The 15,362-nt window shown below is 70.9% G+C and carries 16 protein-coding genes; 10 read left to right on the forward strand and 6 right to left on the reverse strand.

What is annotated here, in order from left to right:
• Positions 1–6 precede the first annotated feature (6 nt).
• The gene (locus tag AB0N59_RS06875) at positions 7–648 is read left to right on the forward strand and encodes a dihydrofolate reductase family protein (protein WP_363480629.1); all 642 of its coding nucleotides are present in this window, start codon (positions 7–9) and stop codon (positions 646–648) included.
• Between the two features lie 12 nt (positions 649–660).
• Here the strand turns inward: AB0N59_RS06875 and AB0N59_RS06880 are convergent, their stop codons facing one another.
• On the reverse strand, positions 661–921 hold the full coding sequence (locus tag AB0N59_RS06880) for a DUF4229 domain-containing protein (protein ID WP_204974474.1): 261 nt from the start codon (positions 919–921) through the stop codon (positions 661–663).
• 88 nt (positions 922–1,009) lie between these two features.
• On the opposite strand from AB0N59_RS06880, the gene AB0N59_RS06885 reads away from it, so the two are divergent.
• Together AB0N59_RS06885 and AB0N59_RS06890 are read left to right on the forward strand one after the other, a co-directional pair.
• The gene (locus tag AB0N59_RS06885) at positions 1,010–1,351 is read left to right on the forward strand and encodes a PLDc N-terminal domain-containing protein (RefSeq protein ID WP_363480633.1); all 342 of its coding nucleotides are present in this window, start codon (positions 1,010–1,012) and stop codon (positions 1,349–1,351) included.
• Positions 1,348–3,099, forward strand: a complete 1,752-nt coding sequence (locus AB0N59_RS06890) for a thiamine pyrophosphate-binding protein (protein ID WP_363480636.1) — start codon at positions 1,348–1,350, stop codon at positions 3,097–3,099. The genes AB0N59_RS06885 and AB0N59_RS06890 overlap by 4 nt, the downstream gene beginning before the upstream one ends.
• 17 nt (positions 3,100–3,116) lie before the next feature.
• Here AB0N59_RS06890 and rmuC read toward each other — a convergent pair whose 3' ends face one another.
• Positions 3,117–4,682, reverse strand: a complete 1,566-nt coding sequence (gene rmuC / locus AB0N59_RS06895) for a DNA recombination protein RmuC (RefSeq protein ID WP_363480639.1) — start codon at positions 4,680–4,682, stop codon at positions 3,117–3,119.
• Positions 4,683–4,781: 99 nt separating this feature from the next.
• On the opposite strand from rmuC, the gene AB0N59_RS06900 reads away from it, so the two are divergent.
• Positions 4,782–5,636, forward strand: a complete 855-nt coding sequence (locus AB0N59_RS06900) for a polyphosphate kinase 2 family protein (RefSeq protein WP_363480642.1) — start codon at positions 4,782–4,784, stop codon at positions 5,634–5,636.
• Positions 5,637–5,652: 16 nt separating this feature from the next.
• On the opposite strand, the gene ubiE is transcribed toward AB0N59_RS06900, so the two are convergent.
• A complete protein-coding gene (gene ubiE / locus AB0N59_RS06905; RefSeq protein WP_363480645.1) occupies positions 5,653–6,363 on the reverse strand; it encodes a bifunctional demethylmenaquinone methyltransferase/2-methoxy-6-polyprenyl-1,4-benzoquinol methylase UbiE in 711 nt (236 codons plus the stop codon).
• A 141-nt stretch (positions 6,364–6,504) separates the two neighbouring features.
• Here ubiE and AB0N59_RS06910 point away from each other — a divergent pair, with 141 nt between their 5' ends.
• The 5 genes from AB0N59_RS06910 (at position 6,505) to AB0N59_RS06930 (ending at position 11,975) form a co-directional block, all read left to right on the forward strand.
• Complete coding sequence (locus tag AB0N59_RS06910) at positions 6,505–7,059, forward strand: DUF402 domain-containing protein (protein WP_363480648.1); 555 nt, start codon at positions 6,505–6,507, stop codon at positions 7,057–7,059.
• Positions 7,060–7,108: 49 nt separating this feature from the next.
• Complete coding sequence (locus AB0N59_RS06915; protein ID WP_363480651.1) at positions 7,109–8,377, forward strand: isochorismate synthase; 1,269 nt, start codon at positions 7,109–7,111, stop codon at positions 8,375–8,377.
• Between the two features lie 106 nt (positions 8,378–8,483).
• The gene (locus AB0N59_RS06920; RefSeq protein ID WP_363480654.1) at positions 8,484–9,545 is read left to right on the forward strand and encodes a polyprenyl synthetase family protein; all 1,062 of its coding nucleotides are present in this window, start codon (positions 8,484–8,486) and stop codon (positions 9,543–9,545) included.
• A 13-nt stretch (positions 9,546–9,558) separates the two neighbouring features.
• On the forward strand, positions 9,559–10,932 hold the full coding sequence (locus AB0N59_RS06925) for an FAD-dependent oxidoreductase (protein ID WP_363480657.1): 1,374 nt from the start codon (positions 9,559–9,561) through the stop codon (positions 10,930–10,932).
• Between the two features lie 44 nt (positions 10,933–10,976).
• The gene (locus tag AB0N59_RS06930; RefSeq protein ID WP_363480660.1) at positions 10,977–11,975 is read left to right on the forward strand and encodes an alpha/beta hydrolase; all 999 of its coding nucleotides are present in this window, start codon (positions 10,977–10,979) and stop codon (positions 11,973–11,975) included.
• Here the strand turns inward: AB0N59_RS06930 and AB0N59_RS06935 are convergent.
• Positions 11,968–12,612 carry a GntR family transcriptional regulator gene (locus tag AB0N59_RS06935; RefSeq protein WP_363480663.1) on the reverse strand — a complete coding sequence of 215 codons (645 nt, stop codon included), beginning with the start codon at positions 12,610–12,612 and terminating at the stop codon, positions 11,968–11,970. The genes AB0N59_RS06930 and AB0N59_RS06935 overlap by 8 nt on opposite strands.
• Before the next feature lie 129 nt (positions 12,613–12,741).
• On the opposite strand from AB0N59_RS06935, the gene AB0N59_RS06940 reads away from it, so the two are divergent.
• Complete coding sequence (locus AB0N59_RS06940) at positions 12,742–13,407, forward strand: lipoate--protein ligase family protein (RefSeq protein WP_363480665.1); 666 nt, start codon at positions 12,742–12,744, stop codon at positions 13,405–13,407.
• Positions 13,408–13,431: 24 nt separating this feature from the next.
• On the opposite strand, the gene AB0N59_RS06945 is transcribed toward AB0N59_RS06940, so the two are convergent.
• Both AB0N59_RS06945 and AB0N59_RS06950 read right to left on the reverse strand, forming a co-directional pair.
• Positions 13,432–13,920: a YajQ family cyclic di-GMP-binding protein gene (locus AB0N59_RS06945; protein WP_204974461.1), complete on the reverse strand. Its 489-nt coding sequence runs from the start codon at positions 13,918–13,920 to the stop codon at positions 13,432–13,434.
• Positions 13,921–13,965: 45 nt separating this feature from the next.
• Positions 13,966–15,279: a protein kinase gene (locus AB0N59_RS06950; RefSeq protein WP_363480668.1), complete on the reverse strand. Its 1,314-nt coding sequence runs from the start codon at positions 15,277–15,279 to the stop codon at positions 13,966–13,968.
• Positions 15,280–15,362 lie beyond the last annotated feature (83 nt).

Below are 15,362 nucleotides of genomic sequence, written 5' to 3' on the forward strand. Positions count from 1 at the left end.
ACGACCATGACCGTGAAGATCGACCTCAACATCTCGCTCGACGGTTTCGCGACGACGACCGATCAGACCCCCGAGAACCCGATGGGCGATGACTGGACGCGCCTGACCGCCGCGTACGTCGGCACCCGCACCATGCGCGAGAAGGTGCTCGGCGACACCTCGGGGGCCGGCACCACGGGTGTCGACGAGAAGTACGCGAGCGCCTACTTCGAGGGCACCGGTGCCGAGATCATGGGCGCAGGCATGTTCGGCCTGCACCTGTTCGGCGACGACCCGGGCTGGCGCGGCTGGTGGGGCGACGAACCCCCGTTCGAGGTGCCCGTGCTCGTGCTCACCCGCGCGCCGCGACCGTCGATCGAGTTCGACAACGGCACGGTCTTCCACTTCATCGACGCGACGCCCCACGACGCGCTCGCGCGTGCCCGCGAGCTCGCGGGCGATGCCGACGTGCGCATCGGGGGCGGCATAGACGTGGTGCGGCAGTTCCTGAAGGCGGGGCTGGTCGACCGGCTGCATCTCGCGGTGGCGCCGATCGTGCTCGGGCGGGGCGAGCGCATCTGGGACGACCTGCGCGGCATCGAGAACGACTACGCGATCAGCAGCGAGGTCGCCGAGAGCGGAGTCACGCACGTCACCTTCCGGCGCTGAGCGCCGCGCGGGTCACTGGCCGGAGACCTGGTCCTCTGCGTCTTCGTCGGAGGGACCCCGGTCACGGTTGCGCTTCGCATAGAGGTCGCGGGATGCCTGAGACAGCGGCGCCCGCAGGAACAGCAGCGAGATGCTCATGCCGATGAGCGCGGCGAACAGCGCGGCCAGCCACCAGTACTCGCGGAAGACGGGGAACAGCCACAGGATCCCCAGGGGTACGATGAACGCCAGCAGCCGCAGAACGGTGTAGACGAGGAGGGGTGGCAGCTTCACCCCGACAGTCTACGAGCGGGGCTTAGGCGCCCGCTGTGCGAGCCCGCTCTCCGGATCCGGCCGCGATGCGGCGACCTACACTGGAAACATGGCTCGTTTCCTGATCGTCGGCGGTTTCCTGGCTGTCATCTTCTGGGTGTTCAGCATCGTCGACGTGTGCGTGCAGCCGGCCGATCGCCACCGCGGTGTCTCGAAGACCGCCTGGGTGCTGATCGTCATCCTGCTGCCGGTGATCGGGGGCATCCTGTGGTTCTGGATCGGGCGTCGCCGCCGCGGCGAGAAGGTCACCGACTTCGTGACCGGGCCCGACGACGATCCCGCGGCGCTTCGTCGCATGAGCACGGCCGAGCAGGATGCCCGCATCCGTCAGCTCGAGGAGGAGCTCGCGCGGCTCGACGACGAGACCGACGGCACGGACACGAAGTCGTGACCCGCTCGCCGGCGAGCGACGCGGCCGCATCGCTTCTCGCGGAGCTCGTGGCGCACGGCGTGCGAGACCTCGTGCTCTCGCCGGGGTCGCGATCCCAGGCGCTCGCGCTCGCCGCGACCTCGCTGGCGCGCACGGGTGCTCTGCGCGTGCACGTGCGCATCGACGAGCGCGTGGCGGGCTTCACCGCCCTGGGGCTCGCCCGTGAGAGCCGGGTACCCGTCGCCGTGCTCTGCACCTCCGGAACGGCCGCCGGCAATCTGCTTCCGGCGACGATGGAGGCGTTCCACTCCGGCATCCCGCTGCTGCTGCTCACCGCCGACCGGCCGCCCGAGCTGCGCGGCGTCGGCGCGAACCAGGCGACCATCCAGCCCGGCATCTTCGGCTCGTTCGTGCGGCTGCAGGTCGATGCCGAGGTGCCCGGTGCATCGGAGATCTCGGACGAGACGGGTGCCGCGCGGCGTGTCGCGAGTGGGCACGCCGACAGTGGGCGGAATGATCCTGCGGTTCCGACCGCGGGTACGGCGTGGACCGGGCTCGGCGAGCGGGCCGTGCGCGCCGCGCTCGGCATCGACGGAGCGGGCCTGCCCGGCGTCGCCGGTCCCGTGCACCTGAACCTGCCCAGTCGCGAGCCCCTGTCGGCTGCCGGCGATGTCACGGCCGTACCGGGCGACGCTCCCGTCGGCTCGCCTGCCGTGCCGGTGGTGCTGTCGCGCGGTCTTCGCACCGTGGTCATCGCGGGAGCGGATGCCGGACCGGATGCCGAAGAGCTCTCGCACGCCGGGGGCTGGCCTCTCATCGCCGAGGTCGTCAGCGGTGCGCGCTTCGGCCGGCTGCTCGTGCACGGCTACCGCGAGCTGCTGCGAGATCATGCGCTCGGCGGGCGAGTGGAGCGCGCCGTGGTCTTCGGGCATCCGACCCTCAGCCGCGAGGTCGCGGCGCTGCTCGCGCGTCGTGACGTCGACGTCGTCGCCGTGCGCGGTGGCGGCGAGGCGCTCGACCTGAACGGACGCACCCAGGCGGCACCCGCGGTCGCGGTCGAGCCGGGCACGGCCGATCGCACGTGGCTGGGGGAGTGGATGACCGCCTCGCAGGCGCGTGCGATCGACCTCAGCGCCCCGGCGCCGGATCCGAAGGGCCTGCACTCCGAAGACAAGGCCGAGCGTCTCGGCGCGGTGCGCGCCGAGCTCGATGCCGTGCGCAGGAGAGTGGATCGGGAGATCCTGGTGGATGCCGTATGGCGCGCCACCTGGCCGCACGACCGCCTCATGTTCGGGTCGTCCCGCCTGGTGCGCGTGGCCGATCAGGTGCTGGGCGGGAAGAAGGTGCCCGTGCACGCCAGCCGCGGGCTCGCCGGCATCGACGGCACGGTGGCGACCGGCATCGGCATCGCGCTGGCCAGTCAGGCCGACGGCGCCCCCGGCGTGACCCGCGTGCTGCTCGGCGACCTCGCTCTTCTGCATGACGTCGGGGCGCTGCTGCTGCCCGCCGATGAGTCGAGGCCGCGCATCCAGGTGATCGTCGGCAACGACGGTGGCGGCACGATCTTCGACGGTCTCGAGGTCGCGTCCTCCGCCGAGCGCGAAGACCTCGATCGGGCGTTCTACACGCCGCAGGGAGTGCAGCTGTCAGAGCTCGCCACCGCCTACGGCTGGGAGTTCCTGCGGGTGAGCACCCGGTCAGCGCTCGATCAGGCGCTGACGTCTGCGATCGCCGGCCCGCAGCTCATCGAGGTTCCGCTCGACCGCTGAACGCCCCGGGGCCTGGTTCAGTCGAGCCGGCTGGTGATCTCGCCGAGGTCTGCGCTGGCGTAGCGCTCGTCGGACGCCGAGACCTCCGAGGCGCCGACCTCGAGCTCGTACAGGTCGCTCTTCTGGGGAGCGACGGCCTGCGCCTCGACCGGCTGGGTCTCGGTGAGCACGTCGTCGAGGCCCTGCAGGGCGCTGAATCGGCGCGCCTGAGTGACGACATTGCGATCGAGCGACCCCGCGAACCGGTTGTAGGCGTCGACGGTCGAGTTGAGGCTTCGACCGAGCTTCGCGAGGTGCTGGCCCAGCGTGCCGAGACGCTTGTGCAGCTCTTTGCCGACGGTGAAGATCTGCTGCGCCTCCTGGGCGAGCTGATCCTGCCGCCAGGCGTGCCCCACGGTGCGCAGCAGCGCGATGAGCGTCGACGGCGTCGCGATCACCACATTGCGCTCGAACGCATACTCGTACAGCGTGGCGTCCTGATCGAGGGCGGCCGCCAGGAAGGGCTCGGCCGGCACGAACATCACCACGAACTCGGGCGAACCCGCCACCACGTCCCAGTACTCCTTGGCGCCGAGCTCGTCGATGTGCTTCTTCAGATGGCGCGCGTGCGCTGCCAGGCGCTGGGTGCGCACGGTGTCGTCGGTGGCCTCCATGGCCTCGAGGTAGCCGCTGAACGCGACCTTCGAGTCGACGACCACGCGCTTGTCGCCGGCCAGATGCACGACCAGGTCGGGGCGCAGGGCGCCGTCATCGGTGGCGTGGTGCAGCTGCTCGTCGAAGTCGACGTGATTGACCATGCCCGACGCCTCGACCACGCGGCGCAGCTGAAGCTCGCCCCACCGCCCGCGCACCTGCGGCGCGCGCAGCGCGTTCACGAGGTTGCGGGTCTCGGAGCCGAGCGTCTCAGACGACTGGCGCATGATCTGCAGCTGCTCGGCCAGCGCGGCATGCGCCTCGAGCCGAGACCTCTCGGCCGTCGTCATCTCGGACTTCACCGTGTCGAGGGTCTTCTGGATCGGATCTATGAGCTGCTGCACGGCATCCTGCCGCTTCTGCAGCTCGGCCGCGCCCTCGCTCTGACTGCGCTTGAGGCGCTCCTCCGCCTGCTGCAGGAACGCCTTCGTGTTCGCCTCGAGCGCCCGCCTGCTCAGCGCATCGAACTCGTCTGCGAGGCGCTTCTGGTCGGCCTTCAGCTCGTCGAGACGCTCGGCGGCACGCTGCCGTTCGGCCCGCACATCGGCATCCGCCTCGTCGCGCACCTCGGCCAGCCGCCGCACATGCTCGGCGCGCTCGTGCTCGAGCCGCTCGCGCGCCTCGCGCCTGACATCTGCCACCGCCGCCTCGCCCTGCTGTCGTGCCTCGGCGACTCGCCGATCGCCCAGAGCCCGTTCCTCCTGCAGCCGGGCGGCCGTGTCGGCGCGCAGCGCCTCGGCATCCCGTTCGAGCGCATCGGCCCGAAGGCGGGCGGCCGTCGCCTCGGCCAGCTTCGCGGCATCGGCCGACCGACCGCGCTGCGCGCCGAGCACGAACCCGAGCGCCGCGGCGATGACGGCGACGACGATGACCAGAACGATGGTGTCCATGAATCCGATTGTGGGGGAGACCACCGACACTGCGTCTCGCCGACGCGCGCTCGGCGCACGGCACTCGCCCCTCGGCCCGCAGGCGGGCATGATGTCTGCATGGCGACGCACGCATGGACGACCGAACCGGCAGAGCTGCTCAGGGTGGGCGAGGGCTTCTCGCTCTCCGACGTCGACGCGGGCTCGCATCCCGGTTTCGACGGAGACAAGACCACCGGAACCGCCCTGCTCGACGCCCGCGAGCAGCGGCTCGACGAGCTGCAGGAGCGCCTGTTCGCCGCCAGCCGCATCGGCGACGGCCACGATGCCGTGCTGCTCGTGCTGCAGGCGATGGACACCGCGGGCAAGGGCGGCATCGTGCGGCACGTGGTGGGCGGCGTCGATCCGCAGGGCGTCGACTTCGCGGCATTCAAGGCCCCCACGGAGGAGGAGCTGGCGCACGACTTCCTCTGGCGCGTCGAGAAGCGCCTCCCCGGCCCCGGGATGATCGGCGTCTTCGACCGCTCGCACTACGAGGACGTGCTGATCGGGCGCGTGCGCGGCCTCGCCGACGAGGCCGAGATCGAGCGCCGCTATGACGCCATCGTCGACTTCGAGCGCCGCATCGCGGCATCCGGAACCCGCATCGTCAAGGTCATGCTGCACATCTCGCGCGACGAGCAGAAGGATCGCCTGGCCGAGCGCCTCGAGCGGCCGGACAAGCACTGGAAGTACAACCCGGGCGACGTCGACGAGCGCATGCGCTGGGACGACTACATGGGCGCATATCAGACCGTGTTCGAGCGCACCTCCACGCCCGAGGCGCCGTGGTACGTCGTGCCGGCGAACCGCAAGTGGTACGCGCGGCTGGCGGTGCAGGAGCTGCTCATCGACGCGCTGGAGGACATCGACCCGCAGTGGCCGGCCGCCGACTTCGACGTCGAGGCCGAGAAGAAGCGCCTCGCCGCCAGCTGAGCGCCGGCGGTCGGGATCAGAGGGGCTTGCGGGCGCGGTGCAGCGCGACGATGCCGAACGACAGGTTGCGGTACTCGACGTCGGTCCAGCCCGCCTCGCGCAGCCACGCGGAGAGCGTGCGCTGGTCGGGCCAGTCGCGGATCGACTCGTTGAGGTAGTCGTAGGCGTCGCCGTTCGTGCCGGCCAGACGGGCGACGCGCGGCAGCACCTGGGCGTTGTAGAAGTTGTAGAACCCGCGGAAGAAGCGCCCCGGCGGGGTCGAGAACTCGTTGATCACGACGCGTCCGCCGGGCTTGGTGACGCGCAGCAGCTCGCGCAGCGCCTTCTTGGGATCCTGCACGTTGCGCAGTCCGTACGACATCGTGACCGCGTCGAACTCGTCATCCGAGAAGGGCAGATCCGTGGCGTCCGCCTCGACGAAGGTGATGTTGGGGAGGTGCCCGTGCCTGCGGCGGCCCTCGGCCAGCATCCCGGGAGAGAAGTCGGCGGCGACGACCTGCGCTCCGCTCGCGGCGAGAGACGCGGAGGAGGATGCCGTGCCCGCGGCCAGATCGAGGATCCGCTCGCCCCGCTTCGGCGCGACCGCGCGGGTCGTGGCTGCGCGCCACAGCGCGTCGTTGCCGAGGGTCATGACGGTGTTCGTGCGGTCGTAGCCCTTCGCGACCTGGTCGAACATGCCGCTGACGTGCGAGGGGTTCTTGCCGAGATCGGCGCGGTTCGGCTCCATGCTTCGATCCTAAAGCGGTGGGATGCTGTGCGCTTCGCGCGGGAATGTGCGCTTCGCGCGGACGGATGCGGGGATTCGGCCCGCGCGAAGCGCACATCTCCGCGCCAGGTGTCGCGCGGCGGTGCCGCATAGACTCGCCGGGTGAATGCGAATCGACCCGAACCCGGCACTCCGATGGTGATGAAGTGGCGGAAGTGGGACGGCTCGCCGCACTGGGTCAGCGACATCGTCTACCTCGGCGCGGATGTATGGGGCGACTGGGTCGGGCAGCCCGTCGGATGGCGCAGCCACCGCCCCGGCGCGGACTTCGTCGCCGAGTCGCCGAACGTCACGCTGATCCCGCGCGATGACGAGGACTACGCGCTCACCGTGCACCGCGGACATCCGCGCGGGCTGCGCATCTACATCGACCTCGCGTGGGACGTGCGCTGGACCGACGATCCGCTGCTGTCGACCGCGATCGACATGGACCTCGATGTCGTGCGCCGGCTCAACGAGCAGGGCACCTACGTCGACGACCGCGACGAGTGGGCCGAGCACAGCATCCGCTACGGGTATCCGGCCGACGTGATGTCCCACCTCGAGGCGCGCGCACTCGAGCTCGAAGAGCGGGTGCGCGCGCAGAGCGGGCCGTTCGACGACGCCACCGCCGACCCGTGGCTCGACCGTCTCATCGCCCTCGGGCTCGACCGCTGAGGTCGGTCAGGGGCGTCCGCGCGTCGCCGCGAACCCGTAGGCTGGACGCGTGAGCAGCATCCGCCTGGTCGCGCAGACCCGCGAGATCCCACCCGTCGACGATCTGCTGGCACACACCTCCGCCCTCCGGCCGCTGGCCTGGCTGCGCCGCGGCGAGGGGATCGTGGCCGCAGGCGACGGGATCGCCGCCGAGATCGGCGTCGACTCCGGCGACGGCGGTCTGCGCAGCGCACAGCTCGCCGCCGCCTGGCGAGAGCTCGCGGCCCATGCGGAGGTCGATGACCAGGTCGGCATCCCCGGCACCGGCCTGGTTGGCTTCGGTGCGTTGACGTTCGACGAGCGATCCGCCGCCGCCAGCGTGCTGATCGTGCCGCAGACCGTCATCGGCCTGCGCGACGGACGCAGCTGGATCACGCGCATCCGCGCGATCGACGCCGCCGACTTCGCCCCCGTGCCCGAGCCGGCCGCGAACGGCCCCCACTGGGCCGGACGTGTCGGACCGGGCGCCCAGACGCCACAGGGATATCAGGATGCCGTGCGCCGAGCCCTCGACGAGATCGGCGACGGCGCGTACAGCAAGGTCGTGCTCGCCCGCGACCTCACCGGCACCGTGCCGGGCGACGCCGACCTGCGCCGCCTCGTGCGCGCCCTCTCGACGGGCTACCCCGACACCTGGACGTTCGCCGTCGACGGCCTGATCGGCGCCAGCCCCGAGACCCTCGTCACCTCGCACGAGCGCGCCGTCACGGCGCGGGTGCTCGCGGGCACCGCGGCGCGCGGCGCCGACCCGGCCGAAGACCAGGCGGCCTCCGCGGCGCTCGCAGCGAGCAGCAAGGACCTCGACGAGCACCGCTACGCCGTGCAGAGCGTGCTCGCCTCGCTCCGACCGCACACCAGCGCGCTCGACGCCGACGCCGAGCCCTTCGTGCTCGAGCTGCCCAATCTCTTCCACCTCGCGACCGATGTCGCCGGCCGGCTGAGCGACGGCGCCTCGTCGCTCGACCTCGTCGGGGCGATGCACCCGACGGCGGCCGTCGCCGGCACGCCCACGGATGCCGCGATCGCCGCCATTCGCCGCATCGAGCCCTTCGATCGCGGGCGATACGCCGGTCCGGTCGGCTGGATCGATGCCGCCGGCGATGGCGAATGGGCGATCGCGCTGCGCTGCGCGCAGTTCGGCGACGCCCCGGACGGGGCATCCGGAGCGCGCCGCGTCACGGCCTACGCCGGGGCCGGCATCGTCTCGGGCAGCGAACCCGAGTCCGAGCTGCTCGAGACGCGCGTGAAGTTCCGGCCGCTCGTCGACGCGCTCGCATGAGCCGGCTCGGAGTCGACGCCCTGCCGCCTGGCTTCCGCGCGCGGTCGGGCCGAACCTGCGCGGCGGCCGTGCCGTCGGGTCTCCGCACGCGGGTAGGCTTGATCACGTGACTTCGAGCCCCGCGACCCCGGGCACGCGACTGGCGAGCCGACTCGGCTTCAGCGACCGCATCTTCCTCGGCCCCGCCGCCCGTCGCGTGGCGTCGCGCATCGAGGCGGGTCTCGACCTCGTCGAGGCGGGCATCGCCGAAGAGGTCAAGATCGCCGACTCGATCGCCGATGCCGCCGCCCGCTACCTCTACGAGGCCGGCGGCAAGCGCATCCGGCCCGTACTGACCCTGCTCACCGCCCAGCTCGGCGACGGCAGCACCGAGGCCGTGATCGACGTCGCCAAGGCGCTCGAGCTCACCCACCTCGGCTCGCTCTATCACGATGACGTCATGGACGGCGCCGACACCCGGCGCGGGGTTCCCGCCGCCCACGCGGTGTGGGGCAACAACGTCGCGATCCTCACCGGAGACATCCTCTTCTCGCGGGCCAGCCAGATCATGTCGCGCTACGGCGACCGGGCGATGCGGCTGCAGGCCGACACGTTCGAGCGCCTCGTGCTCGGCCAGCTGCACGAGACGGTCGGCGCGCAGGCGGGCGACGATCCCATCGAGTTCTACATCCAGGTGCTCGCCGACAAGACGGGCTCGCTGATCGCCGCGGCCACCCAGGGCGGCGCGATCTTCTCGAACGCCCCGGCCGAGTACGAAGAGCCGCTGCGCGTGTACGGCGAGAAGGTGGGCGTCGCCTTCCAGCTGCTCGACGACGTGATCGACCTGTCGGCCGACGCCGAGGAGACGGGCAAGGTGCCCGGCACCGACCTGCGCGCCGGCGTGCCGACCATGCCCTCGCTGCTGCTGAAGACGAGCACCGCCCCAGAAGACGTCGATCTCGCGCGCCGGATCGACGACGGCGTCGCGCGCATCGCCGAGGGAGCCGACCCCGCCGTGCTCGACGGCCCGCTCGCCGAGCTGCGCGACAACGACGCCACGGCGCAGACCATGACTCTCGCCCGCACCTGGACCGCTGACGCGATCGCCGCGCTCGAACCGCTGCCCAAGGGCACGGTGCGCGATGCGCTCACCCGGTTCGCGGAGACTCTCGCTGACCGCAGCAGCTGACGGAAGGAACCCCATGACGAAGCTCAAGCTGGCCATCGTCGGGGCGGGACCGGCAGGCATCTACGCCGCCGACCTCCTGCTCAAGGCCGAGCGCAAGTTCGACGTCTCGATCGACCTGTTCGAGCAGCTGCCCGCTCCCTACGGTCTGGTCCGCTACGGCGTCGCCCCCGATCACCCGCGAATCAAGGGCATCATCACGGCGCTGCGCGACGTGCTCGACCGCGGCGACATCCGCCTGTTCGGCAACGTGCGCTTCGGCACCGACATCACGCTCGACGATCTCAAGAAGCACTACAACGCGGTGATCTTCGCGACCGGCGCCGTGCGCGACTCGGCGCTCGACATCCCCGGCATCGACGCCGACCACTCGTTCGGCGCGGCGGAGTACGTGAGCTGGTTCGACGGGCATCCGGATGTCCCGCGCGAGTGGAGCCTCGACGCCGAGTCCGTCGGCGTCATCGGCAACGGCAACGTCGCCCTCGACGTCGCGCGCATGCTGGCCAAGCACGCCGATGACCTGCTCGTCACCGAGGTTCCCGAGAACGTGTACCAGGGGCTCAAGGCCAGCCGCATCACCGACGTGCACGTGTTCGGCCGACGCGGACCAGCGCAGGTCAAGTTCACGCCTCTCGAGCTCCGCGAGCTGGGCGAGCTGCGCGACGTCGACATGGTCGTCTACGACGAGGACTTCGACTACGACGAGGCCTCGCGCCAGGCCGTCACCAGCAACAAGCAGGTGATGGTGATGGACCGCATCATGCAGTCGTGGCGCAAGCTCGACTCGGTCAACAACGCCGGCGGCACCGCATCGCGCCGTCTGCACCTGCACTTCTGGGCGCGTCCCGTCGAGGTGAGGAAAGACGAGAACGGCCGTGTCGCCGCCCTCGTCTACGAGCGCACGAAGTCCGACGGCGCCGGCGGCGCGATCGGCACCGGCGAGCTGCGCGAGGTTCCCATGCAGGCCCTCTATCGCGCGATCGGCTACTTCGGCTCGCCGCTGCCCGGCGTGCCGTTCGACAAGAAGCACGGCGTGATCCCGAACCGCGAGGGGCAGGTGCTCGAGACCAAGTCGAACCAGCGCGTGCCCGGCATCTACGCCACGGGCTGGATCAAGCGAGGGCCGGTCGGCCTGATCGGCCACACCAAGTCGGATGCCATGGAGACCGTGCGTCACCTGATCAACGACCAGGGCTCGTGGTGGCAGCCCGAAGACCCGTCCGACGACGCGATCCCGGCGCTGCTCGCCGAGCGCGGAGTGCACTGGACCGACCTCGACGGCTGGCACCGTCTCGATGCGCACGAGATCGAGCTCGGAGCGCCCCATGAGCGCGCCCGCGTCAAGCTCGTGCCGCGCGACGAGATGGTGCGCGTCTCGCGCGGAGAGTGAGCCGGCCTCTTCCGGGTTGCTGAGCGAGCGGAGCGAGACGACGCATGGGCGAGTGGATCCCCGACATCCTCGGGGAGGGGTTCGAACAGCTCACGCTGCCGCTGGGCGAGGATGCCGAGGGCGAGGTCTTCGCGACCGTGGTGCGCGCGCTGCCCGAACCCGCGCCCTGGTGGCGGCTGGGCGGCGATCCGCGCCCGCTGACCGGCGTCGACGTGCTGTACGTGCACGGCTGGTCGGACTACTTCTTCCAGAAGCGTCTCGCCCGGTTCTGGACCGACAGGGGAGCCCGGTTCTTCGCCCTCGATCTGCGGAAGTACGGCCGCAGCCTGCGGTCGTGGCAGACGCCGGGCTTCGTGACGGATCTCGCCGAGTACGACGCCGACATCGAGGCGGCCCTGGGGGCGCGAGGCGAGACCGATGGGCGCCGGCTCGTGCTGCTCGGTCATTCGACCGGGGGCCTGATCCTCAGCCTGTGGGCGTCACGGCATCCGCGTCAGGTCGACGCCATCGTCCTCAACGCGCCGTGGCTGGAGTTCCAGCTGGGCCCCGTGCGGGCCGCGATCGCTCCCATGGTGGGCCTTCAGGCGCGACTCTGGCCCAAGGACGTCGCGCCGCAGGTCGACCTGGGCTTCTACACCCGCGCCCAGAACGAGGTGGCCGACCCCGACGACCCCATGGAGGTCAATCTCGCCTGGCGCCCCGAGCAGACGATGACGGTGCACGCGGCATGGCTGCACGCGATCTTCGAGGGCCATGCGGCGGTCGCGGCCGGTCTGCACATCCTGGCGCCCGTGTGCGTGCTGCTCTCGGCACGCACGGCCGTGCCCACTCGGTGGTCGGAAGAGCTCACGAGCGCCGACAGCGTGCTCGTCGTCGACGACATCGCCCGCGCGGCGCTGAAAGTGGGCAGCTCGGTGACCGTCGAGCGCATCGACGGCGCGCTGCACGACGTCTTCCTCTCGCGACGGGAGGCGCGCAACGAGGCGTACGCCCGGCTCGACCGCTGGGTGCGCGGCTGGGCGCTGGGCGCGCGCCTCAGATGACGTCGTACATGCGCCGGCAGGCCTGCTCGGCGGCATCCGCATCGCCCAGCCGCAGCGCGTCCTCGAGGTCGGCGCACGCGGCGGCGACCGATGGATGCCTCTCGGCCGGCACCTCATGAGTCTTCAGCGCGCGCGAGAGCGCGAGGCTGGCCTCGCCCACGAGCGATTGCTGCAGAGCGTTGCCTGACCGCGCGGCGAGGAATCCGACGACCGAGTGACGCGCGCGCGAGGTCGCAGCGGCGTCGGCGAGATCGGCGGGTACGGCGCGGATCAGGCCGCACACCACCTCGACCTCGTCGGCGCTCAGCCGCGGGCACGCGAGACGGGCGATGATGCCCGCCTGCAGGGCCGCGAAGACGTGCGCCGTCTCGACCTGCTCGGGCGTCACCGACGTGACCTCGGTGTATCTGCTCGGGTACATCGTCACGAGCCCTATGCGCTCGAGGCGCTGCAGCGCCTCGCGCACGGGCGTTCGCGAGACCGAGAGCTCGGCGGCCAGCTCGTTGTCGCGGATCCGCGCGCCCGGCGCGAGATCCCCGCTGACGATGCGCTCGCCGATCAGTTGGAAAAGTCCCTCGGCCAGCAGATGCTTCTTCGTCGCGATCTCTGCTCGAGCCGGTCGTTCGACGTCGATCATGTGTCACTCCCCATACGCCTCGCGGCGTCCCCCGGCTGCCCCATACAGCCTGTAACACCAGGATTCTACCCGCGTGATCGGCTATTTCCAGTGGTGGAGATTCGCGGACCTCTCGATATCGTCGGTGCTGTGACCGCAATCGACCTCCCTGAAGCCCCTCTCGTCGCTGAGAAGGCCTTCGATGACAGCGTGGCGCTGCTGCGCTCCGTCGGCTCCCGCGAGCTCGCCTGCGAACGCGCACTGCGCATCCACACGCCGCTGCCGACCCTCGCCATGAGCCGGTGGGAGAGCCGTCAGCCCGGGTTCGCGGCAGCGTCCGATGCTGCGCGCCGGCTGGGGTTCGCCCCGGCGATCAGGCCCACCGGCGGACGAGCCGCCGCCTACGACGAGACCTGCCTGGTGTTCGACCTCGTCGTGCGCGAAGACGAGGGAATCGATCCGCAGCCGCTGTTCGCGTCCACCTCGGCGCGTCTCGCGGGCGAGCTCGCAGACATGGGCGTGGATGCGCACGTCGGCGCCGTGGCGGGGGAGTACTGCCCCGGCGAGTACAGCATCAACGCCCGCGGTGCGATCAAGCTGATCGGCACCTCGCAGCGCGCGGTGCGCGGGGCACGCCTGCTGAGCGGGGTGATCGCGCTCGGCGCGGTCGACCACCTGCTGCCGGTGCTGAACGCCGCGAACGCGGCGCTCGGCCTCGACTGGGACCCGTCGACCTTCGGCGGTCTCGCGGCCGAGATCGGTCGGGTCGACCGGCAGAAGGTGGTGGATGCCCTGATCGCCGCGCTCGCGGAATGAGCGCGGCGCCGAGGCCGATCGGGGTCAGCGGTAGTTGATGAACTGCAGGTCGATGTCGAGGTCGCTGCCCTTGAGCAGGGCGATCACGGCCTGGAGGTCGTCGCGGCTCTTCGACTGCACGCGCAGCTCGTCGCCCTGGATCTGGCTCTTCACGCCCTTCGGGCCCTCGTCGCGGATGATCTTGCCGATCTTCTTCGCGTTCTCGCTCGAGATGCCGTCCTTGAGGGTCGACGTCAGACGGTACTCCTTGCCGCTCGCTACGGGCTCACCCGACTCGAGGCTCTTCAGCGAGATGCCGCGCTTGATCAGCTTCGTCTGGAACACATCGAGGACGGCATTGACGCGCTCCTCGGAGTTGGCGACGATGACGATCTGCTCGCCGCTCCACGAGATCGAGGCGCCGGTGCCCTTGAAGTCGTAGCGCTGCTCGATCTCCTTGCGCGCCTGGTTGAGAGCGTTGTCCGCCTCCTGGTGGTCGACCTTGGAGACGATGTCGAACGAAGAATCAGCCATGCCTACCACCATAGAGCGTCTGCGCCGAACGCCGGGAGGCGTCCGTCACTTGCCGCCCTTGCCCTTGCCCTGCGGGCTTCCGCTCTTGTCCGACCCCTTGCCGGAGTTGGTGTCCGACGAGCTGCCCGAGTTCTTCCCCGGCCCCGCGTTGTCGTTCTTCACCGTCTCGGCCGCGGTCTTCTCCGACGGCGTGCTGGCCGTCTGAGTCGCGGGTTCGGCCGGCTGCTCGGCGACGGGGGTCTGCACGGGCGCCGGCTGCACGGCTTCCGGCGCAGAGGGAGTCTCGATGACCTGCGCGGGCGACTCGCTCGGCACGGGCGAGGGGCCGGCGGGCCATGCCATCCAGGCGCCGGCGAGCACGGTGGCGGCAGCGGCTGCGCCCGCGAACACGCCCATCGTCCTCCGACGTCCGAGGCGCTTGGGACGCGTCTCCGGGGTGGTGGCCGCCGCGACCAGCGGCGCGACGGGGGTGGCGATCTCGACGGCCGGAAGAGCCGTGGTGACACCGGTCGTGTCGTCGCGGGCATCCGCCGACATGGCCGTCACCTCGGTGACGACCTGGGCCGCCGTCGGCCGCTCGCCCGGCTCGCTGCTCGTCATGCGCCTCAGGAGGTGCACCCACTCGATACCGAGCTCGTCAGGGATGGTCGGAGGGCTCACGAGCCGCGCGAGGGCCGTCTGCACGTCACGGGTGCGCGGGAAGGCGGGCTCGCCGGTGAGCGACTCGAGCAGCACGAGCCCGAGCGAGTAGATGTCGGCGGCCGGGGTGATGGGATCGGCCTTCACCTGCTCCGGCGCCATGTACGCGGCGGTGCCGATCGCGATCCCGGGCGATGTGCGGCGCGCCTCGTCGGGGTGGAAGGCGATGCCGAAGTCGGTCAGCTTCGCGATCCAGCCGGCATCGTCTTCGGCTCTGGCGAGAAGCACGTTGGAGGGCTTAACGTCACGGTGCACGATGCCGCGCGCATGCACGACGCGCAGCGCATCGGCGAGGTCGCGGCCGATCGCCGCGGCTTCGCGTCGGCTGATCGGGCCGTGGGTGAGGTGCGTCGCGAGGGTGGGCCCGTCGACGTACTCCATGACGAGGTAGCGGGGGTGCGGCAGGTCGAGGCTGGCGTCGTACAGCGCCACGAGCGAGGGGTGCGAGAGGGATGCCAGCAGAGCCGTCTCGCTGTGGATGCGCTCGGACTCGAGTGCCATCTCGTCATCGGCGCGAAGCAGCTTGATCGCGACGGTGCGCCGGAGCAGGGTGTCGTGGGCGCGGTAGACCATGCACGTTCCGCCCCTGCCCACGCAGGCGTCGAGTCGATACCGCCCGTCGAGGAGGGGAGCTGTGGCCTCGTCGTCGATCGTGTCCATCGGAGCTCCGGGATCCCGCACGGCTCGGGCGCCGTGACCCTCCTCACGGTAGGTGCACGCCCGGGGGTCGTCTTGTGCCTTGA

It is taken from the genome of Microbacterium sp. NPDC089321, assembly GCF_040684935.1.
Lineage (GTDB): Bacteria > Actinomycetota > Actinomycetes > Actinomycetales > Microbacteriaceae > Microbacterium.